Here is a 23,274-nt window from a genome sequence, read left to right as displayed (position 1 = left end):
CCTGCTCGGCAACCCCCGGTCGTGATCCGGCTCGTGTCACGACGACCCTCCGGTCCGCGCCCGGCGGTAGTCTCCGTCTGCACCCACTCGACCGCCGACCGCACCAGCAACCGACGACCGCCACCCGGCGCCGACCGCACCAGCAACCGACGACCGAGCACCCCTGCCGCAACGACGCGAAAGGACACCGATGTCCACTCCGACCCAGGCCGACGAACGCCACGAGGACGGCCCGACCTTCGCTCCCCCCGCCGACTTCGTCGCCGACGCCGTCGCGCACGAGGACCTGCACGAGGCCGCCGCCGCCGACCGCGAGGCGTTCTGGGCGGACCAGGCGCGGAACCTGCTCGACTGGCGGACGCCGTTCACCCGGACGCTCGACTGGTCGGGCGCGCCGTTCGCCAAGTGGTTCGACGACGGCACGCTCAACGTCGCGGAGAACTGCCTGGACCGCCACGTCCGCGCGGGCAACGGCGACCGCGTGGCGATCCACTTCGAGGGCGCCCCCGGCGACACCCGCCGGATCACCTACGCCGAGCTCACCGCCGAGGTGCAGCGCGCCGCGAACATGCTCACCGACCTGGGCGTCGAGCAGGGCGACCGCGTCGTCGTCTACATGCCCCTCATCCCCGAGGCCGTGGTCACGATGCTCGCCGTCGCGCGCATCGGTGCCGTGCACTCGGTGGTCTTCGGCGGGTTCAGCGCCGAGAGCCTCCGCGCCCGCATCGAGGACGCCGGCGCGAAGCTCGTCGTCACCGCGGACGGCGGCTGGCGGCGCGGAGCGGTCTCGCCGCTCAAGCCCGCGGTCGACGACGCCCTGGCCGGCGACGGCACGGACACCGTCGAGCACGTGCTGGTCGTGAAGCGCGGGGGCAACGAGGTCGGCTGGACCGACCGCGACCTGTGGTGGCACGACGAGATCGCGAAGGCCGCCGCCGAGCACGAACCGCAGGCCTTCCCCGCCGAGACGCCCCTGTTCATCCTCTACACGTCCGGCACGACGGGGAAGCCGAAGGGCATCGTGCACACGTCAGGTGGCTACCTGACGCAGGCGGCGTACACGCACCGCAACGTGTTCGACATGCACCCGGAGAAGGACGTCTACTGGTGCACGGCCGACATCGGCTGGATCACCGGGCACTCCTACGTCGTCTACGGCCCCCTGGCCAACGGCGTCACCCAGGTCCTGTACGAGGGCACCCCGGACGAGCCGAAGCCCGGCCGCTGGTGGGACATCGTCGACTCGTACGGCGTGACGGTCCTGTACACCGCCCCCACCGCGGTCCGCGCCGCGATGAAGGCCGGACGCCAGATCCCCGAGGCGCGCAGCCTGGCGTCCCTCCGCCTGCTCGGGAGCGTCGGCGAGCCGATCAACCCCGAGGCCTGGCAGTGGTACCGCCAGGTGATCGGCCACGACCGCACACCCATCGTCGACACGTGGTGGCAGACCGAGACCGGCGCGATCATGATCTCCGCGCTCCCGGGGGTCACGAAGCTCAAGCCGGGCGCCGCCCAGACCCCGCTCCCGGGCATCACCGCGGAGATCGTCGACGAGGACGGCCAGCGCGTCGCGCCCGGTGGCAGCGGCTACCTCACGATCACCGACCCGTGGCCGTCGATGGCCCGCGGCATCTGGGGCGACCCGGACCGCTTCGTCGAGACCTACTGGTCGCGCCTCCCCGGCCGCTACTTCGCGGGCGACGGCGCGCGGCTCGACGGTCAGGGCGACATCTGGGTGCAGGGCCGCGTCGACGACGTCATGAACGTCTCCGGTCACCGCCTGTCCACCGCGGAGATCGAGTCGGCACTCGTCGGGCACGAGGGCGTCGCCGAGGCCGCAGTCGTCGGCGCCGCCGACGAGACGACCGGTCAGGCCGTGGTCGCGTTCGTGATCCTCAGCGCCGAGGCGGCCGAGGGCGTCGACCGCGACGCGGTCGCGAAGGAACTCCGTGACTGGGTCGGCAAGCGCATCGGGGCGATCGCGAAGCCGCGCCAGGTGGTCGTGGTCCCGGAGCTCCCGAAGACCCGCTCCGGCAAGATCATGCGCCGCCTCCTCCGCGACGCGGCCGAGGGCCGCCGCATCGGCGACACGACGACGCTCGCCGACCCGACGATCATGGCGACCATCGCGGAACTGATGTAGCGCACGGAACGTGAGCGGGGCCTCCAGTCCGTCCTGACTGGAGGCCCCGCTCACGTGGGCGCACCGGCTGCGGTGCGCGGGTGGTTCAGTCCGTCAGCTCGACGACCAGCTCGACCTCGACCGGCGCGTCCAGCGGCAGCACCGCGACGCCCACCGCGCTCCGCGCGTGGACGCCGGCGTCGCCGAAGACCTCGCCGACCAGGGTCGACGCGCCGTTGGCGACGGCGGGCTGGCCGGTGAAGGACGGGTCCGAGGCGACGAAGACCGTCACCTTGACGACCCGGGCGACCCGCTCGAGGGAACCGGCGACCGACTGGACGGCCGCGAGCGCGTTCAACGCGGCCACGCGCGCCTGCGCGGTGGCGGTCTCGGGGTCGACCGACGTCCCGACCTTGCCCGTGACGGGCAGTGCGCCGTCGACGAAGGGGAGCTGTCCCGCGGTGTACACGTACCGGCCGGTGACGACCGCGGGCACGTAGGCGGCGACCGGCGCCGCGACCGCGGGGATCGTCAGCCCGAGCTCGGCGAGGCGGTCCGCGACGCTCACGCGTCGGCCTTCGGGCGCTTCAGGTAGGCGACCAGTCCGCCCTCGGGTCCGGTGACGACCTGGACCAGCTCCCAGCCCTCGTCGCCGTGGGCGTTGAGGATGGCGGCGGTGTTGTGGATCATCAACGGCGTGGTGAAGTACTCCCAGCGAGTCATGCGGTTCCTTGCCAGCCTTTCAGTCGTGGGCGTCGTTTAGGCTGCATCCTATGTCTGCCCAGAAGTCTGCCTCGCGGACCAAGCCCGTCTCCGCGATCGGCGCCTTCGTCGGTTTCGTCGGCTTCAGCGCGCTCGCCGGCCTGCTGGTCACGATCGGCGTCACCCCGGCGATCGCGGTCGCCGGCGTCACGACGACCTCGACGATCGGCGTCTTCGAGTCGCTGCCGGAGTACATCGAGATCGGTGACCTGCCGCAGCGCAACGAGGTCCTGGCGTACTCGAACGGGCAGCCGGTGCACCTGGCGACGGTCTACGACCAGAATCGCCAGGAGCTGCAGTTCGACCAGATCAGCGACCAGCTGAAGAACGCGGCGATCGACGGCGAGGACAAGCGCTTCTACGACCACGGCGGCGTCGACATGACGTCCCTGGTGCGTGCGGGCGTGGGGTCCCTCGCCGGCGGCCTCGGCGAGTCCGGCGGCGGGTCGACGCTGACCATGCAGCTGGTGCGCAACATCAAGATGCAGCAGGCGCTCGAGCTCCCCACCCCGGAGGAGCGCGAGAAGGCCTACAACGACGCCGTCGAGCAGACCATCCCCCGCAAGCTCGAGGAGATGAAGCTCGCGATCGGTCTGGCGAAGAAGTACTCGCACAAGGAGATCCTGACCGGGTACCTCAACATCGCCTACTTCGGCGACCAGACGTACGGCGTGCAGGCCGCCGCGCAGCACTACTTCAACAAGAACGCCACGGACCTGACCCCGCAGGAGGCCGCCTCGATCCTCGCGATCGTGCAGTCGCCGAACTCGCGGAACCTGTCCGACCCCAAGTACTACGACGCGAACGTCGCCCGTCGCGACGTCATCCTCAAGTCGATGTACGCGCAGAAGCACCTGACCAAGGAGCAGTTCGACGCGGCCATCGCCTCGAAGCCCGCGGACTACGTGCACCTGACGGAGCCGAACCAGGGCTGCCAGTCGGCGGCCGGCAACGGCTCGCAGTTCTTCTGCGACTACGCGGTCAAGGTCGTCAAGCAGATGTCCCAGCTCGGTGCGACCGAGAAGGAGCGCGCGACCGCCTGGCGCAACGGCGGCTACACAGTGCAGACCACCCTCGACCTCGACCTGAACGGTCAGCAGAAGGACCTGCTCAACACGTACGACCCGAACACCGAGAGCCGCTTCAGCCTCGGTGGTGCCCTCAACTCCGTCGAGGCGTCGACCGGACGCATCCTGACGATGGCGCAGAACAAGGACTACGACCAGTCCCTGCAGACCCCGCCCACGGCGACCTCGATCAACTACTCGGTCGACAAGGAGTACGGCGGCTCGATCGGCTTCCAGGTCGGTTCGACGTACAAGGTGTTCACGCTCCTCGACTGGCTGAAGGCCGGGCACGGGCTGAACGAGAGCGTCAACGGCACCCCGCACAACACGTCGCGTTGGACGCAGTGCGGCTCGACCATCACGTCGAACTGGGCGCCGAAGAACGACTCCGCGGGTGAGAACGGCAACTTCACGGTCGCCCGCGCCACCGCGCTGTCCGTGAACGCGGCGTTCGCCTCCATGGCCGCGAAGCTCGACCTGTGCGACATCCGCCAGACCGCGCAGGACCTCGGCGTGCACTCCGCCGACGAGAAGACCGAGTTGAACGCCTACCCGTCGTCGATCCTCGGCACGAACAACATCGCGCCGCTCACCATGGCGTCCGCGTACGCGACCATCGCGAACAACGGCACCTACTGCTCCCCGATCGCGATCGACAACATCACGAACGCCGAGGGCAAGTCGCTCGGCGGCCAGCCGAAGCAGTGCAAGCAGGTGCTCGACCCGAGCGTCGCCGCGACCGCGGCCTTCGCCATGCGCGGCACGATCGCCTCGGGTACGGCCGTCGGCGCCCAGACCCCGGACGGCACGCAGCTGTTCGCGAAGACGGGCACCACGGACGACGCCGACCAGATCTGGCTCGTCGGTGCGAGCTCGAAGGTCGCGACGGCGTACTGGCAGGGCAACACGGACGGTGGCAAGAACAACCTCCGCCACTACCTGCCCGGCGCCGGGTGGGGCTCCTACGCCTCGCAGCGTGCGCACGTGTGGCAGCAGGCGATGATCCCGATCAACGCCAAGCACCCGGCCGACCCGTTCCCGACCCCGTCGCAGACCGCCCTCCGCGGCAACAGCGTCGCCGTCCCGGACGTGTCGGGCAAGACCGCCGACGAGGCCCGTTCGATCCTGTCGTCCGCCGGCTTCACGTACGTCGACGGCGGTGCGCAGCCGGGCGCCGGCACCGCGGGCACGGTCTCCTCGACGTCGCCCGGCGCCGGTTCCCTGCTCTCCACCGGCTCCTCGGTGACCGTGTACACGACGGACGGCTCGCAGTCGACCGTTCCGGAGGTCGCGGGCAAGAGCCTGCAGGACGCCCGGAGCACGCTCGGTGACGCCGGGTTCGGCTCGGTGAACGTCTCCGACCAGTACGTCAAGGGCGGCAAGGAGTGCACCGTGGCCGCGGTCGACCCGGGTGCCGGGACCGCCACCGCGAAGAGCACGGCGCTGACGCTCCAGCTCTTCGGGGACAAGGACGGCAAGGCACCGAAGGACTGCAAGTGAGTCGCGGTCGCGCCGCGCTGGGCGTCATCGCCGCGGGTGCGACCATCGGAGCGGCGACGGCGGCGTGGGGTTCCCTCGTCGAGCGTCGCCGCTTCGGCATCCGGTGGGAGACCGTGCCGGTGCTCGCGCCCGGCTCCCGCGACGTGACGGTGCTGCACCTGTCCGACATCCACATGGCACCGTGGCAGGCCGACAAGCAGCAGTGGCTGCGCGACCTGTCGCTCGTCGAGCCGGACTTCGTCGTGAACACCGGCGACAACCTCGGGCACGCCACGGCGAACAGCGCGGTGGAGTACGCGCTCGAGCCGTTCCGCGGCGTCCCGGGTGCCTTCGCGCACGGGTCGAACGACTTCTACGGACCGTCGCCCCGCAACCCGCTGAAGTACTTCGGCGGTCCGAGCCGCATGCACGCCGACCGGCGGCCGGTGTCGCTCGACATCGACCGGCAGACGGCCTTCTTCGAGTCGCTCGGCTGGCTCGACGTCAACGACCAGGCGCACGCGATCGAGCTCCGCGGGTCGCGCTTCGAGCTGTTCGGCACGTCGGACGCGCACCGCGGCTGGGACCGGCTCGACCTGCTGCCGACCAACGTCGACGAGATGCGCAGCGACGTGCCGTGGACCGAGGACGAGGACGGCCCCTCCCCCGTCGCGATCGGGATCACGCACGCACCGTACCGCCGCGTGCTCGACGCCTTCGTCGACCAGGGTGCGGACATCGTCTTCGCCGGGCACACCCACGGCGGGCAGGTGCAGGTCCCCGGCATCGGCGCCCTCGTCACGAACTCCGACCTGCCGCGGCGGTACGTCAGCGGCCTGCACAAGTGGCAGCACCGCGCGCACTGGTCGTGGCTCGAGGTCTCCGCGGGCATCGGGACGTCGATCTACGCGCCGGTCCGCTTCTCCTGCCGCCCCGAGGCCGTCGTCGTGACCCTCACGGCACGCACCGACTGACCCCTGCCACGACGACGCGCCCGGGCGTCTCGCCGATGGTCGTGAGCACCCCCGAACATCGGATAGACTTCTGGGGTTGCTCCGGGAACGGAGTGATCACACCGCGGGGTGTGGCGCAGCTTGGTAGCGCGCCTCGTTCGGGACGAGGAGGTCGCAGGTTCAAATCCTGTCACCCCGACACTGTGTTGAGACAGTAATCGCAGGAGGCCCTGGTTCGAAGGAACCAGGGCCTCTTGCTCTGTCTGGCGACTCCTGTCCAAGCCTCGACTCCTGGCCGAGCCTCGACCGCTGCGCGGCCGCAACGGCGTGTGTCCCCGGGCACACGCCCATCCCGCGGCACGCTCCCGGCGCCGGACCCCCGCTACGCTCGCAGGCGTCATGACGATCCCTCCGCAACTCGCCGCCGTCCTCACCGAGATCGGGTCCCGGTTCCCGGAGCTCGCCGACGACCCCGTGCTGGCGCAGAGCCTGCTCGAGAACGTGACCTCGATGATCACCGACGCGCACGCCCGGTACGCCGCGGGCGACGGCACCGCGAGCATCGTCAGCGACCGCTACCTCGACCCGGAGCACCTCGCCACCGGGGCGCTGCACGCCGAGCACGCCCAGCACCCGGCCGGCGCCATGCTCGCCGCCGAGATGCTCTTCGACGCCTACCTGCCGGTCTTCGTCGCCGAGGTCGGTGCGAGCACCACCGACGAGGTCCTCCGCGCCACCCGGGCCCTGCACGCGGGCGTCTGGAGCCGGTTCCCGGCGGGGGCGATCGCGTACACCGAGGCGCTGCGGCAGCGGGTCACGACGACCAACCTCGACTCCCGCACCCAGATCGCCCGGGACCTGCACGACCGGGTCGCCCACGGCGTCCTCGCGGGGCTGCAGCGGCTCGACCTGGTCCTGCTGACCGACCCCCCGACCTCCGAGCGCACCGCGCAGCTCGAGGCGGCCGGGCGGCTGCTCCGGACGGCGCTCGGGGACGTCCAGGACCTCGCGGTCTCCCTGCACGCCCGGGTCGGCGACGACCGCCTCGACGACGCCCTGCGACGGCACGTCGACGACCTGTTCCCCGGCGACGACCGGCTGACGATCACCACGACGGGCGTGCCCGGTGCCCTGCCGAACTGGAAGGCCGAGGAGACCCTGACGATCCTGCTCGAGGCCCTCACGAACCGGCGCAAGCACGCCCCGGGATCGACGGGGACGGTGACGTTCGCCTGGTCCGACACGACGGTCGTGGTGACCGTGCGGGACGACGGACCCGGGTTCACGCCGGGGACCGCGGCGGAGGGCCGGCTCGGGCAGCACACCATGCGCGAGCGCGCGGGCGTCCTCGGCGCACGACTCGACGTCGAGAGCGCCCCGGGCGCCGGGACCACCGTCCGGCTCGTCGTGCCCATGGGGTCACTGTGAGCGGGCAGCGGCCGGGCATCACGCACGTCGCGATCGTCGACGACCACCGGCTGTTCCGCGAGGGACTCGCCACGATCCTGTCCGCCGTGCCGACCATCCGCGTCGTCGCGCACGGCGAACGGCCGTCCGACGTGCTGGACTCCCCCGAGGTCGCGGCGATCGACGTGCTGCTCCTGGACGTGGAGCTCGACGGGCCACCGGCGCGGACGACCATCGCGACGGTGCGTCGGCGGCACCCGCACGTCCGGGTGGTCGTGCTGACCATGCACCGGGACGCGGTGCTGCGCCGGGCGCTCCTCGACGCCGGTGCCGTGGACTTCGTCACCAAGGACACCCCGAGCCGCGAGCTCGTCGACCGCATCGTCCGGGCGACGAGCACCGACGCCGCGCCGGTGACGTTCCCGATCGACCTCGTCACCGAGGCACGGGCGGGCACGCCCCTGAGCGACCGCGAACTCGAGGTCCTGCGGCTCGTCGCCGCCGCTCGGTCGAACGCCGAGATCGCGTCGGAGCTCGGCCTGGCGATCGGCACGGTGAAGCGCCACGTCTACAACGTGTTCCGGAAGCTCGACGTCGGCACCCGCGTCGGCGCGATCGCCGCCGCGAACCGCCTCGGCCTGCTCGCCTGAGCGGGACAGCCAGCCAGCGATCGTTCGCGCCCAGCGACATCTCACGGCATCGCGAGCGCGTGAGGTGTCCCTGAGCGCGAAGAGTGGCCGTCAACACCGCAGCAGCGGCACCGCAACAGCCGCAGCGGCACCACAGCCGCAGCCCGGGCTACCGCGCCGCAGCCACCCCGGCGGGCACGAGCCGTCCCTCGGCCTGCAGCGACGCGACGACCTCGAGCGCCTGGTGCCGGTACCGCGCCTGGGCGGCCCCCGGCGCCACGATCACCCCGTCCGCGCCCGTGGACGCCACGAGCTCGTTGAGCTTCGCCGCGACCTGCTCACGTGAGCCGTACGCCTGGCGCTCCGTGCGTGCCGCGATGAACCGCCGCTCGAGGTCGGAGAACTCGTACGCGCGGGCCTCGTCCATCGACACCGGCTCGGGCTTGGCACCCTGCCGCATCCGGATGAACGAGATCATCCCCGGGGCGCTCTGCTCGTCGACGACCGCGGGGTCCTCGTCGGTGACGACCTGCACGCCGATCAGCGCGTTCGGCGTCTGCCGGAAGCGCGAGGGCCGGAACGAGTCCCGGTACAGCGCGAGCGCCGCCTCGGTGTTGTCCGACGCGAAGTGGTGCGCGAAGGCGAACGAGACGCCGAGCGCCCCCGCCACCTGGGCGCTGTACCCGGAGGACCCGAGCAGCCAGAACTCCGGCACGTCGCCGTACCCGGGGACGGCACGGATGCGCGACAGCGGGTTCTCGGCGTCCATCCCCGTGAAGAAGCCGATCAGGTCAGCGAGCTGCTGCGGGAAGTCGTCCACGTCGAGACGGTCCGTGCGGCGCAGCGCCATCGCGGTCGCACCGTCGGTGCCCGGCGCCCGGCCGATGCCGAGGTCCACCCGGTCGCCGTACAGTGCACGCAGCGTGCCGAACTGCTCGGCGACGACGAGCGGTGCGTGGTTCGGCAGCATCACGCCACCGGAGCCGATCCGGATCCGCGAGGTGGCGGCGCCGACGGCGCTCAGCAGCACCGCGGGCGCCGACGAGGTGATGCCCGGCATGCCGTGGTGCTCGGCGACCCAGATCCGCTCGTAGCCCAGCCGTTCGGCGTGCACCGCCGTGTCGATGGTGCCCTGCAGGGCCTCGGTGTTCGTCTGGCCGTACTCGCGGGTGGCCAGGTCCAGGACGGACAGGTGCACGGTGGCGTCGCTCATGTGGGCACCAACGGTCGCCGGCTCGCGTGCATTCCGGGCCACGGGACGGACTGGAGGCGCGTGGCGGGGCCCGCCACGAGCCTCCAGTCCGTCAGTCGCCGTCCAGGCGACCGCCCGACTCGGTGAGGTAGCAGTTGGCGCACAGCGCCTCGTAGGTGACGCCGGCGCCGTCGATGGCGACCTGCGAGCCGTCGAAGACGAAGTGTCCGTCGACCTTGCGGGGGTTGAAGACCGCCTTGCGACCGCAGCGGCAGATGGTCTTGAGCTCCTCGAGGGAGTGCGCGATCTCGAGCAGCCGCGCGCTGCCGGGGAACGCCTCGGTGCGGAAGTCGGTGCGGATGCCGTAGGCGAGCACCGGGACGTCGTCGAGGACGGCGATGCGGAGCAGGTCGTCGACCTGGCGGGGCGTCAGGAACTGCGCCTCGTCGACGAGGACGCAGCTGAGCGGCCGGACCATGCCGTCGAGCCGGTCGGACTCCGGGTCCACCGCTCCGGCGGTCGCCACGGCGGCGCGGACGTCGTCGTCCGGCGCGAAGACGACGTCGACGGACCGGGTGACGCCGAGGCGCGACACGATCTCGCGGTCACCCTTGGTGTCGACCGACGGCTTCGCGAGCAGCACGCGCTGCCCGCGCTCCTCGTAGTTGTAGGCGGCCTGCAGGAGCCCGGTGCTCTTGCCGCTGTTCATCGCGCCGTAGCGGAAGTAGAGCTTCGCCACTACGCGAGGAACCCGTCCTCTGCCGCACGACGGATCAGGTCGGACTTCTTCGACGCCGGACGACCGACCTTGCTGTACTTCTCGCGCACGCGGCGCAGGTAGGTCTTGGCCGTCTCGTACTGCACGTTCATCTGCGCGGCGACCTCGTTCGTCGAGTAGCCCGACACGTACAGGCGCAGCGCCTCTTCCTCGCCGTGGCTGAGCTTCGGCCGCTGGTGCGCGTTCGCGCCCGTGGGCAGCGGACGCCAGTCACGCTGCGGCGGGGTCTCGCGCGAGACGCCCATGACCTCGCGTGCCACGTCCATGACCTCGCGCATCGGCAGCGACTTCGACAGGAAGGCCGCGGCACCGGCGGCGAGGGCGCGGTCGCGGGACTCGCGGCTGTCGACGCTGGACAGCACGATGACCTTCGCCCCGGCCGCGCGACAGGTGCGGACGCGTGCCTCGATCGACACCGGCTCCTTGAGCTGGAAGTCGAGGAAGACCAGGTCGGTCGGGAAGTTCTCGCTGTGCACCATCTCGAGCCAGGTGTGGGCCGTCAGCGCGAGGTCGAAGTCGAAGGCGTTCACGGCGATCCAGCTCGAGAGGCTGTCGAGCAGCACCTCGTGGTCGTCGAGGATCGCCAGCCGCACGCGTCGGGTGCCGGGCTGCGGGAGCGGGGGCACGCCCTCCGTGGTCCGGTTCGGGTCAGTGCTGGTCATAGGAGAACCTTAGTGCGAGGGACGACGGCCGGACGGCGACGTCGAGGTCGGGGAAGGTCACGCGGAGGACCGCGAGGTAGGGGTCGAAGGTGCGGTGGATGCCCACGTCGGAGTCGTCCACGGCCAGGTCGAGCGCGACGGAGACAGTCCCGGTTCCGGTGGCGCTCGGGGTCGTCGGAGGGTCGTCGTCCGCCGACCGCCGGACCCGGGCGCGGAACCCGGCCGGGTCGACCGTCGCCGCGCGGAGGGCCGCGCGCAGGAACGTCCGGACGACGGTGCGCTGGTCGGCGTCGAGCGTCGCGATCAGCCCGTCCGGGTCGTCGATCGCGCTGGCCGTCCCGCCGTCCACGACCACGGCGTGCTCGAACCACGTCCGGTCGGCGTCGGCGACCATGGCCCGCCGGATGCCGTCGGCGATCGCACGGGCCCGCGCACGGTCGGCGTCCGTGATGGCCGCTCTCGTGCGGAGCTCGGCGAAGAACGGAGCGACGTCACGGGCGAGGACCACCGAGCGGTCGTGCTGCACGCTCGCGGCGATGCCGTCCCGCTCCGCACGGGCGACGGAGTAGGACCCGGCCCGGATCTGGACGCGCTCGGCGAGCCCTGCGAAGGTCGCGGCGAACACCACGGACGCCGTGGTGAGCACGAGCGTCGGGGCGGCGGCGAGGAACGCCGCGACCGACGCCGGCACGCCGTACGGGAACACGGTCGCGGCAGCGCCCCACGCTCCGGCGTCGACGACGGCCAGCACCACACCGCCCACGGCGAGGTCCCGCCACGGTCGGTACGGCGCTGCCATCACGATGCCGGTCGCGGTGAGCAGGCTCATGAAGTCGTTCAGGGCGCTGCGGTCAGGGCCCCACTGCGCCGCGACGCTCGCGACGGTCGCTGCGGCGAGTAGGACGACGTGGAGCACGAACGCCCACCGCGGGAACGGGGCGCGGAACGGCGACGAGGCGACGAACACGACCGCGCCGGACGCAGCGAGGAGCAGGATGGTCAACGCGCTGAGCGTCGGGCTCCCGGGCACGTCCCGGTCGAACACGGACACGAGCAGCGCCCAGGCGACCCCACCGGCGCCGAGGACGATCGCGAGCGGACGCGACCCCATCGCGCCGAGCGGGTCGTACTGCTGCGCCGTGCGGCTGCCACGGGTGCGGGCCCGGACGTCGTCGACGCGGCTCACCGGCCGGTCCCCCATTCGTCGTCGAGCGTGGCGGCGACCGGGACCGCGGCGGCGGCGTGCGGCACCGTCATCATCACGCTGGTGCCGGACCCGGGCGACGACCAGACCTGCACGTCGCCACCGACGCGCGCGATGCGCTCGCGGACGGAGCCGCGCAGGCCCATCCGGTCCGGGCTGGTCTCCTGCTCGTCGAAGCCACGGCCGTCGTCGACAACCATGACCGTGCACGATGCACCGTCGTCGAAGACGCTGACCTCGGCTCGGTCGGTGCCGGCGTGCTTCCGGACGTTGGCGAGGCACTGGCCGACCGCGCGGAACAGCGCGGTCGAGGCGGTGTGGTCGAGGGCGCCGAGCACGGCGGTGTCACCCGTCACGTCGACCTGCAGGCCCTCGGCGCGGTGCTCGTCGACCATCGCCTCGAACGCGTCGACGGCGACGGCGGACGGCCCGATGGACCCGCAACTCGCACGCACGGTGGAGTCCGACGTCGCGATGCTGACCGGCAAGGAGTGGCTCGCGCCGTCCGGGTCCACCGTGGACCGGCCGTCCGCCGTCGCCGTCGACGCGTTCGAGGCGATGGTCGACGAGCACCGCGCCGAGGGCCTGCAGGTCGACGTGACGGGTGACACCGCCGTGCTCGGCGCCCTCGACCCCGGCGCGGTACGCCGAGACGTGCTCCTCGCGCGCGGAGCGGAGCAGCTCGGGCTGGACCCGCTCGGACCGTGCGGTGTTCCGGCTGGTGAAGAGCACGAGCGCAACGACGAAGCCGAGGGTCACCCAGGCGAGCAGGAGCGGCCGTGGCGGCCCGTCCACCTGCGCGACGGCGATCGAGGTCGCGAGGCGTCCGACCAGGAACCCGCCGACCGACCAGAGCACGACGCGTCCGGCCACCGCGCCGGCACCACCGACGAGGACGAGCGGGATGATCACGAGCGACAGCAGGTAGCTCGTCACCCAGCCCGCCGGGACCTCGCGCTGCACGACGAGCGCGAACCACCACGCGGACACCCCGCCGACGAGCAGGAAGGCCACGGCCGACCGCCACGTGCCGAACTGCACGTGCACGCCGATCATCAGGGCCATCGGCACGAGGGCGAGCACGGCGCCGACGATCCGGACGTCCGGGTCGGCCAGCCGGTAGAGCAGCAGCACGACCGCCGCGGCCACCACGGACCCGACGGCGGCGGCGTGGAAGGCGCGCACGGTCGACCAGGCATTCACGCGGGGCGCGAGGTGCGTGGGGATGCCGAGCACGGGTCGAGGGTCCTTCCGGAGGGTCGTCGTGTCGCCGACGACGGCCATCGGGAGGCTGTCGTGTACCCCGAAACGAGCACCGTTCGGCGACCCGCCCGATGTTACCGCCGATCACCGACACTCGGTGTCCCCCGAACGCGGAAGCGCACTCGCGTCAGAACAAGGTCGGCCCGGACGCCGCACCGACGCTGGCTGTCCGATGCCCCCAGCCGGGGTCCGCGCGCTGCAGCGGCGACACCGACGGACGCGACTGCTCGTCGAGCGGCGAGGCCGTGCGCCCGGTCGGGATCGTGCGCAGCCGTTCCTCGCGGTCGCGGAACCCCATCGAGCCGGTCGCCGGGTCGACCCGACCGACCGCGACCCCGTGGGCGCGCAGGATGGGACGGACCCGCTCCGCGAGCCACCGGCGGTAGTCCTTCGGGGCGTACGTGTTGTCGAGGTACATCGACCGGTACCGCGCGACCAGGTCCGGGCGGGTCTGCTGCAGCCACGCGAACCACCACGGCTTGACCCCAGGCCGCAGGTGCAACGCCGAGTACATGACGCTCGTCGCACCAGCCGCGGCCGCCCGCCCGATCGCGTCGTCGAGGTGTGCCCGGGTGTCGGTGATGAACGGCAGCACGGGCATCAGGAACACCGAGCAGTCGAGGCCCGCGTCCCGGATCGCCCGGACGGTCGCCAACCGTGCCGCCGTCGTCGGGGTGCCCGGCTCGACCTGCTGCTGCAGCGCGTCGTCGTACACCGCGATCGACATCGCCAGGTCGATCGGTACCTGCTGTGCGGCCTCGGCCAGCAGGGGCAGGTCACGTCGGAGCAGCGTGCCCTTCGTCAGGATGCTGAACGGCGTCCCGGACTCGGCGAGGGCACGGATCACGCCCGGCATCAGTCGGTACTTGCCCTCGGCGCGCTGGTACGGGTCGGTGTTCGTGCCGAGGGCGACCGGGTGCCCCTGCCAGCTCGGTCGGCGGAGCTCGCGGCGGAGCACGTCGGCGACGTTGGTCTTCACGACGATCTGCTGGTCGAAGTCCGCGCCGCCGTCGAACTCCAGGTACGTGTGCGTCGGCCGGGCGAAGCAGTACACGCACGCGTGGCTGCACCCGCGGTACGGATTGATCGTCCAGCCGTAGGTACCGGCACCGTCGGCACTGGGCACACGGTTCAGGGCACTCTTCGCCAGGACCTCGTGGAAGGTGACCCCCGCGAACTCCGGCGTCGTGACGCTCCGAACGAGCCCGCTGTTCGACGCGAGCCCCGGGAGCGCGTCGGTCCGCTCCGCGTCGATCGCCTGTCCACTCCACCGCATGCCGCCATTCGAACACACGTTCGAACGGCGGTCAAGCCGGGCGAGCCCGGGTCAGTGGTGCAGCCCGAGCACCTTCGCGGTCCGCGCGAGGGTCTCGTCCGCGAGCGCCGGGTCGGAGCCGAGGTCCGTGCCGTACGTCGGCACCATCTCGCGCACCGTCGGCTCCCAGCCTGCCCAGCGGTCCGGGAAGCACCGCTGCAGCATGGACAGCATGATCGGCACCGCGGTGGACGCCCCGGGGCTCGCACCGAGCAGACCCGCGATCGACCCGTCGGCCGACGTGATGACCTCGGTCCCGAACTGCAGCACGCCACCCTTCTCGCGGTCGGGCTTGATCACCTGGACACGCTGCCCGGCGGTGATCCGGTGCCAGTTGTCCGGCTCGGCCGTCGGCATGAACTCGCGGAGGGCGTCGAACTTCGTCTGCTTCGACGCGAGCAGCTGCCCGACGAGGTAGCGGACGAGGTCGAAGTTGGAGAACGCGACGCTGAGCATCGGACGCAGGTTGTGCGGTCGGATCGAGCGGAACAGGTCGAGCACGGAGCCCTGCTTGAGGAACTTCGGGCTGAACCCGGCGTACGGGCCGAACATGAGCGACGCCTTGCCGTCGACGATGCGGGTGTCGAGGTGCGGGACGGACATCGGCGGAGCGCCGACACTCGCCTTGCCGTACACCTTCGCCGCGTGCTTCTGCACGACCTCGGGCTCGTCGGTCCGGAGGAACTCGCCGGACACCGGGAACCCGCCGTACCCGCGGATCTCCGGGATGCCGGACCTCTGCAGCAGGTGGAGTGCTCCGCCGCCCGCGCCGACGAAGACGAACTTCGCCGCGATGCGTTGCGTGGAGCGACCGATCTCGTTGCGGACGTCGAGGACCCAGCCCTCGGACACCGTCGAGCGGGTGATCTTCCGGACCTGGTGCGACGGCTCGAACTCGACGCCGGCGATCTCGAGCTCGTCGAAGAGCTGGCGCGTCAGCGACCCGAAGTCGACGTCGGAGCCCGCGGCCGAGTACGTCGCCGCGATCGGCTGGTCCTTCTTGCGCCCCGGGATGAGCGCGGGTGCCCACTGCCGGATCTGCGCGGGGTCGTCCGAGAACTCGATGCCCGCGAAGAGCGGGTGGTCCTTGAGCGCCTCCCAGCGCTTCCGCATGTACTCGACGTTGTCAGCACCCCAGACGAACGAGATGTGCGGCGTCGGGTTGATGAAGTTCGAGGGCTCCGGCAGCGCACCGGTCTCGACGAGGTGGGCCCAGAACTGCCGTGACACCTGGAACTGCTCGTTGACCGTGACGGCCTTCGCGATCTCGACCCGTCCGTCGGGCAGCTCGGGCGTGTAGTTCAGCTCGCAGAGCGCCGAGTGCCCGGTGCCCGCGTTGTTCCACGGGTTCGAGGACTCCTGCGCGACCGATCCGAGCCGCTCGTACACGCGGATGCGCCACGTGGGCTCGAGCCGGTGGATGATCGCGCCGAGCGTGGCGCTCATGATCCCTCCCCCGACCAGGACGACGTCGATGGGGTCCACCTGCTTCACTGCCACCCGTCGATCCTACCGGCGTGCGGCCGGGTGCGAGCCGACCGACAGACGGACGGGAGGCACGTGGCGAACCCGCCACGTGCCTCCCGTCCGTCTTCTGGTCCCTCCCCGGCCGCTACGCGGCGACGGTGCGGCTGGCGACGATCGTCTCGGCGATCTGCACCGCGTTGAGCGCGGCGCCCTTCCGCAGGTTGTCGTTGCTCACGAAGAGCGCGAGGCCGTGACCGGCGGGCGCGGACTGGTCGGCCCGGATCCGGCCGACGAACGACGGGTCCTGCCCGGCGGCCTGCAGCGGCGTCGGCACGTCGGCGAGCTCGACGCCGGGCGCCTCGGCGAGGATCGCCGTCGCGCGCTCGGGCGAGAGCGGACGGTCGAACTCGGCGTGCACCGAGATCGAGTGCCCGGTGAAGACCGGGACGCGCACGCAGGTGCCGGCGACGAGCAGGTCGGGCAGCTCGAGGATCTTCCGGCTCTCGTTGCGGAGCTTCTTCTCCTCGTCGGTCTCACCCTCGCCGTCCTCGACGATCGAGCCGGCGAGCGGCACGACGTCGAACGCGATGGGACGCACGTACTTGACCGGCTCCGGGAAGGTCACGGCCGAGCCGTCGTGGGTCAGCGCCACGGCGTCCTGCTCGAGGGCGGCCTTGGCCTGGCCGAGCAGTTCCTCGACCCCGGCGAGCCCGGACCCGGACACGGCCTGGTACGTCGTGGCCACGAGTCGGCGGAGACCGGACTCGGTGTCCAGGACCTTGAGCACGGGCATGATCGCCATCGTCGTGCAGTTCGGGTTCGCGATGATGCCCTTCGGCGCCTGGTCGATGGCGTGCGGGTTCACCTCGCTCACCACGAGCGGGACGTCCGGGTCCATCCGCCAGGCGCTGGAGTTGTCGACGACGACGGCTCCCGCAGCGGCGAACTTCGGCGCGAGGGCGCGCGAGGCGGTGGCACCCGCCGAGAACAGCGCGATGTCGATGCCGGACGGGTCGGCGGTCTCGGAGTCCTCGACGACGATCTCCTCGCCGCGGAACGGCAGCGTGGTGCCGGCGGACCGGGCGCTCGCGAAGAACCGGACGCGGTCGGCCGGGAACGCGCGCTCCTCGAGGAGGCGACGCATCACGGCGCCGACCTGACCGGTGGCGCCGACGACGGCGACGGTGGTGCTCATGTGGTGCTCCTGCTCGTTCGCGGGACCGCGGTCAGCGGCCCGTGCCGGCGTAGACGACGGCTTCCTGGTCGGCGTCGAGGCCGAACGCCGCGTGCACGACGCGCATCGCCTCGTTCAGGGTGTCGGCACGGGTGACGACCGAGATGCGGATCTCCGAGGTCGAGATCATCTCGATGTTGATCGACGCCTCGTGCAGGGCGCGGAAGAGCGCGGCGGAGACGCCGGCGTTCGTGCGCATGCCCGCACCGACGAGGGCGAGCTTGCCGATCTGGTCGTCGTACTGGATGCCCTCGTAGCCGATGTCGGCCTTCGCGACCTCGAGCGCCGTGAGTACGCCCTGGCCCTGGTCCTTCGGCAGCGTGAAGGAGATGTCCGTGCGGCCGGTGACGGCCTCGGACACGTTCTGCACGATCATGTCGATGTTCGCGCCGGCACGGGCCACGATCGTGAAGATCTCGGCGGCCTTGCCCGGGGTGTCGGGCACGCCGACGACGGTGATCTTGCCCTCGGAGAGGTCTCCGGCGATCCCGGTGATGATCGGTTCTTCCACGGTTTCCCCCTCTGCAGGGTTGTAGACGATGGTTCCCTCGGCGTTGCTGAAGGAGGAGCGGACGTGCAGGGTGACGCCGTGCCGACGGGCGTACTCGACGGCACGGATGTACAGGACCTTGGCGCCGGAGGCCGCGAGCTCGAGCATCTCCTCGCTCGTGATCCGGTCGACCTTCTTGGCCTTCGGGACCACGCGCGGGTCGGCGGTGAAGATGCCGTCGACGTCGGTGTAGATCTCGCAGACGTCGGCGTCGAGCGCGGCGGCGAGGGCGACGGCCGTGGTGTCGGAGCCGCCGCGACCGAGCGTGGTGATCTCGCCGGTCGTGCGGTTGAAGCCCTGGAAGCCCGCGACGATCGCGACGTGGCCGGCGTCGAGCGCCTCGCGCACGCGCTTCGGGGTGACGTCGACGATGCGGGCCTTGCCGTGCTGGGCGTCGGTGAGCATGCCCGCCTGGCTACCGGTGTAGGACGAGGCTTCGACGCCCAGGCTCTTGATCGCCATCGCGAGCAGGGCCATCGAGATGCGCTCCCCCGCCGTGAGCAGCATGTCGAGCTCACGACCAGCCGGGATGGGCGTCACCGAGTGCGCGAGGTCGACGAGCTCGTCGGTGGTGTCGCCCATCGCCGAGACCGCGACGACGACGTCGTTGCCGGCCTTCTTCGTCTGGACGATCCGCTTCGCCACGCGCTTGATGCTCTCGGCGTCCGCGACGGACGATCCACCGAACTTCTGCACGATCAAGGCCACTGCTTGGTACTCCCGGGGACGACGGATCCGCGATGTGACGCGGTTCGACAATGGTAGAGGGTGTTCCGCGGATGTTGCGTCGGAACGGGGTGGGACGCAAGGATCCTGCGTGCTGCTGGGCGTGAGGAGCCGCGCGGCGGGTGCGTGCCGGCCGGTGGCGTCGTGCTCAGCCGCCGACCAGGCGACGACCCTCGAAGGCCCGTCCGAGTGTGACCTCGTCGGCGTACTCCAGGTCGCCGCCCACGGGCAGACCGGACGCGAGTCGCGTCGTCCGGATGCCCATCGGGACGAGCAGACGACTCAGGTACGTCGCCGTCGCCTCGCCCTCGAGGTTCGGGTCGGTCGCGATGATGACCTCGTCCACCGTGCCGTCGGCCAGGCGCGTCATGAGCTGCTGGATGCGCAGGTCGTCCGGACCGACACCGTCGATCGGGCTGATCGCACCGCCGAGCACGTGGTAGAGCCCGCGGAACTCGCGCGTCCGTTCGATCGCGGCGACGTCCTTCGCCTCTTCCACCACACAGATCACGGTCGGCGAACGACGGGGGTCGCGGCAGATGCTGCAGCGCTCGGACTCGGTCACGTTGCCGCAGACCTCGCAGAAGCGGACCTTCTCCTTGACGTCGGCCAGGAGCTCCGCCAGGCGGCTCGGGTCGAACGACTCGGTCTGCAGGATGTGGAACGCGATCCGCTGCGCGGACTTCGGGCCGATGCCGGGCAGGCGACCGAACTCGTCGATCAGGTCCTGGACGATGCCGTCGTACATCAGGCGCCTTCCTCGTGCAGGGCGGTCTCCTCGATGAACTGGGCACCGAGGATCTCACGGACGACGGCCTCGCCGTAGCGTCCCGCGACGGGGGCGCGACGGGCCGGAGGTGTGGTGGTCGGCTGCGGCCGGGCGGCCTGCTGTCGGGGTGCGGCCTGCTGCTGGGCGGCGCCCTGCTGTCGGGCAGCGCCCTGCTGCTGGCCGGACGCCGCTGCGGGCGGTGTCGGCGCCGCGGCCGGCACTCCGGTGCCCGGGTCGGGGAACGGGGCGCCGTCGTCGTACGGCTCGTCGTCGAGGGGGTAGTCGTCGACGGGCACGTCGGACCGGGTCGCCGTGGTGTCGGGCGCAGCGGGTGCGGACGCCGACGTCTCGGCTGCCGCCGGTGCGGCGGCCGGGGCGGACTCGGCACGCGGGCGCGGCGTCGCGGAGGCGCCTCCGCCGAGCGCCGAGGCTGGACGCAGCTGCGCAGCGAGCGCTGCGTCGGCGGCGGGGTCGCCGACGACCGGGACGGGGGTGACGGGCTCGCCGGTGTCCGTCGTGCCGAAGGGCGCCGACCAGCTCGGTTCCGCTCGTCCGGCCGGGGCGGCGGGTGCGGGCGTCGGGTCAGCCGCTGGGATGGTGGCAACCGCCCAGTCGGTGACCGGGCTGCTGGACGCCGGTGCCGGTGTCGCCGCGGGCTGAGGCGCGGGAGTCGGTGCCGCGGGAGCCTGGGGCGCCTGCTGCTGCACCGGAGCCTGCGGCGCCTGGGCCCGCGGCGCCGCGACCTCGGGCTCGGGCTTCGGCTCGGGGGCACGACGCTCCGGCGCCGCCGCCTGCTGCGCCTGCTGCGGGGCCTGCTGCGCCTGCTGCGGGGCCTGCTGCTGCCGGATCTGCTGCTGCGGAGCCCGCTGCTGACCGTTCGGCTGCTGCTGCTGGTGCTGCCCGGGCCCGCGGGCGACGAACTTCACCCGGAGTCCGAGGACGTCGATGATCGCCGAGCGGAGGAGCTCACTGACGCTCGTCGCGGGATCGGACATCTCCTTGAAGGACGCCACGTCCTGCTGGCTCGGGAACGTCAGGGTGAGCACGTCCTCACGCAGGGCCGTGACCTGCGCCGTGACGACCACGGACCACGCCGACCGACGGGCCTTCTGCACGTGCTCGACGACCTGCGGCCAGGCGTCGCGGAGCTGCTGGAAGCCCACGGCCGCGATGGGACGGACCACGGGCTCGTCGCCGACCGCCGTGCCCTGCCCGGTCGACGAGGCGTTGGCCGTGCCGGACGGAGCGGACGGAGCGGACGGGGCGGCCGGGACATCCGTCGACGGGCGCTCGGCGTGCGGCTGCTGCGCGGGCTGCGGGGTGCTCGGTGCGACCGCTCCCCACGCTGCGGCGGCGTCACGCACGGCGTCCCCGGGGGCGGCAGATCCGTTGCCGGACGACGGCTCACCGGTCGAGCGCGGGCTCGCTGCAGGAGCCGCCGACTGCGCGGGCGCAGCGGTCGACGCAGGCGAACCGGTCGACGCGGGCGCCGGAGCTGCGGTGCGCTGCGGAGCGGCAGGCGGCGCCGTCCGGGTCGGAGCGGCAGGAGCCGCGTCCGCCGTCGGACCGCCCTGGTGTCCACCCGCGTCGCCGACACCGACACGGCGCTCGAGCCGCTCCACACGGGCGAGGGCCCCGCGCTGGGTGTCGTCGGCCTCGGGCACGAGCATGCGCGCCGTCATCAGCTCGAGGTGCAGCCGCGGTGAGGTCGCACCGGTCATGTCCGTCAGGGCGCGGTTCGCGATGTCCGCCGCCCGGGACAGCGCCGTTGCCCCGAACACCCCGGCCTGGCGGGTCATGGTGTCGAGTTCCTCGGGCGAGATGCCGCGCAGGACCGCCGCCGCGCTCTCGTTCGTGGCGGCGACGACGATCAGGTCACGGAGCCGCTCGAGCAGGTCCTCGACGAAGCGTCGCGGGTCCTGACCGGTCTGCACGACGCGGTCGATGGCCGCGAACGCCGATGCCGGGTCCGCGACGGCGAGCGCGTCGACCACGTCGTCGAGCAGTGCCGCGTCGGTGTAGCCGAGCAGGGCGACGGCACGCTCGTACGCGATGGCGCCGTCCTCGCTCCCCGCCATGAGCTGGTCGAGCAGCGACAGGGTGTCACGCACCGATCCGCCACCGGCCCGGACCACCAGGGGCAGGACGCCCGGCGCGACCGACACGGACTCCTGCGCGCAGAGCTGCTCGACGTACTCGAGCATCGTGGCCGGCGGCACGAGACGGAACGGGTAGTGGTGGGTCCGCGACCGGATGGTGCCGATGACCTTCTCGGGCTCGGTCGTCGCGAAGATGAACTTGACGTGCTCCGGGGGCTCCTCGACCAGCTTGAGCAGCGCGTTGAAGCCCTGCGGCGTCACCATGTGCGCCTCGTCCAGGATGAAGATCTTGAAGCGGTCACGCGCCGGCGCGAAGACGGCGCGGTCGCGCAGGTCGCGGGCGTCGTCGACACCGTTGTGGCTCGCCGCGTCGATCTCGATCACGTCGAGGGAACCGCTGCCCCCGCGGGCGAGCTCGACGCAGCTCGGGCAGACACCGCACGGGGTGTCCGTCGGGCCCTCGGCGCAGTTGAGGCAGCGCGCGAGGATGCGGGCCGAGGTCGTCTTGCCGCAGCCGCGTGGCCCGCTGAACAGGTACGCGTGGTTGACACGGTTCGTCCGGAGCGCGGTCCGCAGCGGGTCGGTGACCTGCGACTGCCCGATCAGCTCGGCGAAGTTCTCGGGCCGGTAACGGCGATACAGGGCGGTGACCACGGACCAAGGGTAGCCGGGACGGCCGACACCACCAGCCGTCGCACCGAGGCTGTGGACGGGGCCGTCCGAGAGCCCTCCGGGAACGAAGAAGACTCCTCACGCACCCGCCAGAGCCCGGTTACCCTTGCTGCGTTTCCGCCCTGGGGGAGTTGGCCTGGATGGCGTCACGTGAGGAGCCTCCGGAAGTCTACCGGACGCGACGGGCAGTATCGGACACATGAAGATCGCCATCGCCGGAGGACACGGACAGATCGCCCTGCTCCTCGCCCGCCTCGTCACCGACGCCGGCCACGACGCCGTCGCCGTCATCAGGAACCCCGCGCACCGCGCCGACGTGGAGCAGCAGGGTGCCACCGCGCTGGTCGTGGACCTGGAGCAGGTCGACGACGACGAACTCGCCCTGCGCCTGCGCGGGGTCGACGCGGTGGTGTTCGCGGCCGGTGCCGGCCCGAACAGCGGTGCGGAGCGGAAGGAGACCGTCGACCGGGACGCAGCACTGCTCCTGGCCGACGCCGCCGAGCGGATGGGCATCGACCGCTACGTGATGATCTCGGCGATGGCGGCCGACTCGTACGACCCGGAGCGCGCGGTCGTGCCCGCCCGCTCCGAGGACGACGTCTTCCAGGTGTACCTGCGCGCGAAGTCCGAGGCGGACGCGAACATCCGCGCGCGGAACCTGCGCTGGACGATCGTCCGTCCGGGTGCGCTCCTCGACACACCGCCGCAGGGCACGATCGCCGTCGGGCGCACGGTGCCGCGCGGGTCGATCCCCCGTGCGGACGTCGCCGCGGTCGTGCTGCACGCGCTCCTCGACGACTCTGCGGTCGGCGTGCAGTTCGAGGTGACGAGCGGCAACACACCGATCCCCGCCGCCCTGCACGCCCTCGGCTGACCCGATCCGCACGAACGAGACGCCCCCGCGCTGCTTCGACGCCCCTGAAC

Annotated in this window: 20 protein-coding genes, 1 tRNA gene and 1 other RNA gene; 7 read left to right on the top strand and 15 right to left on the bottom strand. The window is 71.8% G+C overall.

Going from position 1 to position 23,274, the window contains the following annotated elements; genetic code table 11:
* Positions 1–190: 190 nt before the first annotated feature.
* Positions 191–2,143, top strand: a complete 1,953-nt coding sequence (acs, locus tag HUN59_RS07290; protein ID WP_174777962.1) for an acetate--CoA ligase — start codon at positions 191–193, stop codon at positions 2,141–2,143.
* A gap of 85 nt (positions 2,144–2,228) precedes the next feature.
* Here the strand turns inward: acs and HUN59_RS07285 are convergent, their stop codons facing one another.
* Positions 2,229–2,690 carry a RidA family protein gene (locus HUN59_RS07285; protein ID WP_174777961.1) on the bottom strand — a complete coding sequence of 154 codons (462 nt, stop codon included), beginning with the start codon at positions 2,688–2,690 and terminating at the stop codon, positions 2,229–2,231.
* On the bottom strand, positions 2,687–2,845 hold the full coding sequence (locus HUN59_RS07280) for a DUF4177 domain-containing protein (RefSeq protein ID WP_111227112.1): 159 nt from the start codon (positions 2,843–2,845) through the stop codon (positions 2,687–2,689). Before HUN59_RS07280 ends, HUN59_RS07285 begins: the two co-directional genes overlap by 4 nt.
* 50 nt (positions 2,846–2,895) lie before the next feature.
* Between HUN59_RS07280 and HUN59_RS07275 the strand changes: the two genes are divergently transcribed.
* The 5 genes from HUN59_RS07275 to HUN59_RS07255 all read left to right on the top strand — a co-directional run bounded on the left by HUN59_RS07275 (position 2,896) and on the right by HUN59_RS07255 (position 8,440).
* Positions 2,896–5,451: a transglycosylase domain-containing protein gene (locus tag HUN59_RS07275; RefSeq protein WP_174777960.1), complete on the top strand. Its 2,556-nt coding sequence runs from the start codon at positions 2,896–2,898 to the stop codon at positions 5,449–5,451.
* Positions 5,448–6,404, top strand: coding sequence for a metallophosphoesterase (locus HUN59_RS07270; protein ID WP_174777959.1), 957 nt, complete (start codon positions 5,448–5,450; stop codon positions 6,402–6,404). The genes HUN59_RS07275 and HUN59_RS07270 overlap by 4 nt, the downstream gene beginning before the upstream one ends.
* A 104-nt stretch (positions 6,405–6,508) precedes the next feature.
* Positions 6,509–6,582, top strand: a tRNA-Pro gene (locus tag HUN59_RS07265).
* A gap of 200 nt (positions 6,583–6,782) precedes the next feature.
* Positions 6,783–7,811, top strand: coding sequence for a sensor histidine kinase (locus HUN59_RS07260; protein WP_174777958.1), 1,029 nt, complete (start codon positions 6,783–6,785; stop codon positions 7,809–7,811).
* Complete coding sequence (locus HUN59_RS07255; RefSeq protein WP_174777957.1) at positions 7,808–8,440, top strand: response regulator transcription factor; 633 nt, start codon at positions 7,808–7,810, stop codon at positions 8,438–8,440. Before HUN59_RS07260 ends, HUN59_RS07255 begins: the two co-directional genes overlap by 4 nt.
* A 148-nt stretch (positions 8,441–8,588) precedes the next feature.
* Here HUN59_RS07255 and HUN59_RS07250 read toward each other — a convergent pair whose 3' ends face one another.
* The 13 genes from HUN59_RS07250 to ffs form a co-directional block, all read right to left on the bottom strand.
* Positions 8,589–9,632 (bottom strand): LLM class flavin-dependent oxidoreductase, encoded by a 1,044-nt coding sequence (locus HUN59_RS07250; RefSeq protein ID WP_141862216.1) that lies wholly within the window; start codon positions 9,630–9,632, stop codon positions 8,589–8,591.
* 91 nt (positions 9,633–9,723) lie between these two features.
* On the bottom strand, positions 9,724–10,350 hold the full coding sequence (locus HUN59_RS07245) for a thymidine kinase (protein ID WP_174777956.1): 627 nt from the start codon (positions 10,348–10,350) through the stop codon (positions 9,724–9,726).
* Positions 10,350–11,051: a response regulator transcription factor gene (locus tag HUN59_RS07240; RefSeq protein ID WP_229666641.1), complete on the bottom strand. Its 702-nt coding sequence runs from the start codon at positions 11,049–11,051 to the stop codon at positions 10,350–10,352. The genes HUN59_RS07245 and HUN59_RS07240 overlap by 1 nt, the downstream gene beginning before the upstream one ends.
* Positions 11,038–12,237: a hypothetical protein gene (locus HUN59_RS07235; protein WP_174777955.1), complete on the bottom strand. Its 1,200-nt coding sequence runs from the start codon at positions 12,235–12,237 to the stop codon at positions 11,038–11,040. Before HUN59_RS07235 ends, HUN59_RS07240 begins: the two co-directional genes overlap by 14 nt.
* Positions 12,234–12,650: a sensor histidine kinase gene (locus HUN59_RS07230; RefSeq protein ID WP_174777970.1), complete on the bottom strand. Its 417-nt coding sequence runs from the start codon at positions 12,648–12,650 to the stop codon at positions 12,234–12,236. Before HUN59_RS07230 ends, HUN59_RS07235 begins: the two co-directional genes overlap by 4 nt.
* A complete protein-coding gene (locus HUN59_RS07225) occupies positions 12,601–13,539 on the bottom strand; it encodes a hypothetical protein (RefSeq protein ID WP_217483629.1) in 939 nt (312 codons plus the stop codon). The genes HUN59_RS07230 and HUN59_RS07225 overlap by 50 nt, the downstream gene beginning before the upstream one ends.
* A gap of 106 nt (positions 13,540–13,645) precedes the next feature.
* Entirely contained in the window at positions 13,646–14,794 is a 1,149-nt protein-coding gene (locus HUN59_RS07220; RefSeq protein ID WP_174777953.1) for an Rv2578c family radical SAM protein, read from the bottom strand.
* A 51-nt stretch (positions 14,795–14,845) separates the two neighbouring features.
* Complete coding sequence (locus HUN59_RS07215; protein ID WP_174777952.1) at positions 14,846–16,333, bottom strand: malate:quinone oxidoreductase; 1,488 nt, start codon at positions 16,331–16,333, stop codon at positions 14,846–14,848.
* Positions 16,334–16,445: 112 nt separating this feature from the next.
* The gene (locus HUN59_RS07210; RefSeq protein ID WP_174777951.1) at positions 16,446–17,495 is read right to left on the bottom strand and encodes an aspartate-semialdehyde dehydrogenase; all 1,050 of its coding nucleotides are present in this window, start codon (positions 17,493–17,495) and stop codon (positions 16,446–16,448) included.
* A 31-nt stretch (positions 17,496–17,526) separates the two neighbouring features.
* A complete protein-coding gene (locus tag HUN59_RS07205) occupies positions 17,527–18,792 on the bottom strand; it encodes an aspartate kinase (RefSeq protein WP_058743290.1) in 1,266 nt (421 codons plus the stop codon).
* A 166-nt stretch (positions 18,793–18,958) separates the two neighbouring features.
* Positions 18,959–19,558, bottom strand: a complete 600-nt coding sequence (gene recR / locus HUN59_RS07200; protein ID WP_058743291.1) for a recombination mediator RecR — start codon at positions 19,556–19,558, stop codon at positions 18,959–18,961.
* Positions 19,558–22,332 (bottom strand): DNA polymerase III subunit gamma and tau, encoded by a 2,775-nt coding sequence (locus tag HUN59_RS07195; RefSeq protein ID WP_174777950.1) that lies wholly within the window; start codon positions 22,330–22,332, stop codon positions 19,558–19,560. Before HUN59_RS07195 ends, recR begins: the two co-directional genes overlap by 1 nt.
* 84 nt (positions 22,333–22,416) lie before the next feature.
* Positions 22,417–22,513, bottom strand: an RNA gene (gene ffs / locus HUN59_RS07190) — signal recognition particle sRNA small type.
* A 36-nt stretch (positions 22,514–22,549) separates the two neighbouring features.
* On the opposite strand from ffs, the gene HUN59_RS07185 reads away from it, so the two are divergent.
* A complete protein-coding gene (locus HUN59_RS07185; RefSeq protein WP_174777949.1) occupies positions 22,550–23,224 on the top strand; it encodes an NAD(P)H-binding protein in 675 nt (224 codons plus the stop codon).
* The last annotated feature ends 50 nt before the right edge of the window (positions 23,225–23,274 follow it).

It is taken from the genome of Curtobacterium sp. Csp2 (assembly GCF_013347165.1).
This window is presented reverse-complemented; position numbering and strand designations above follow the sequence as displayed.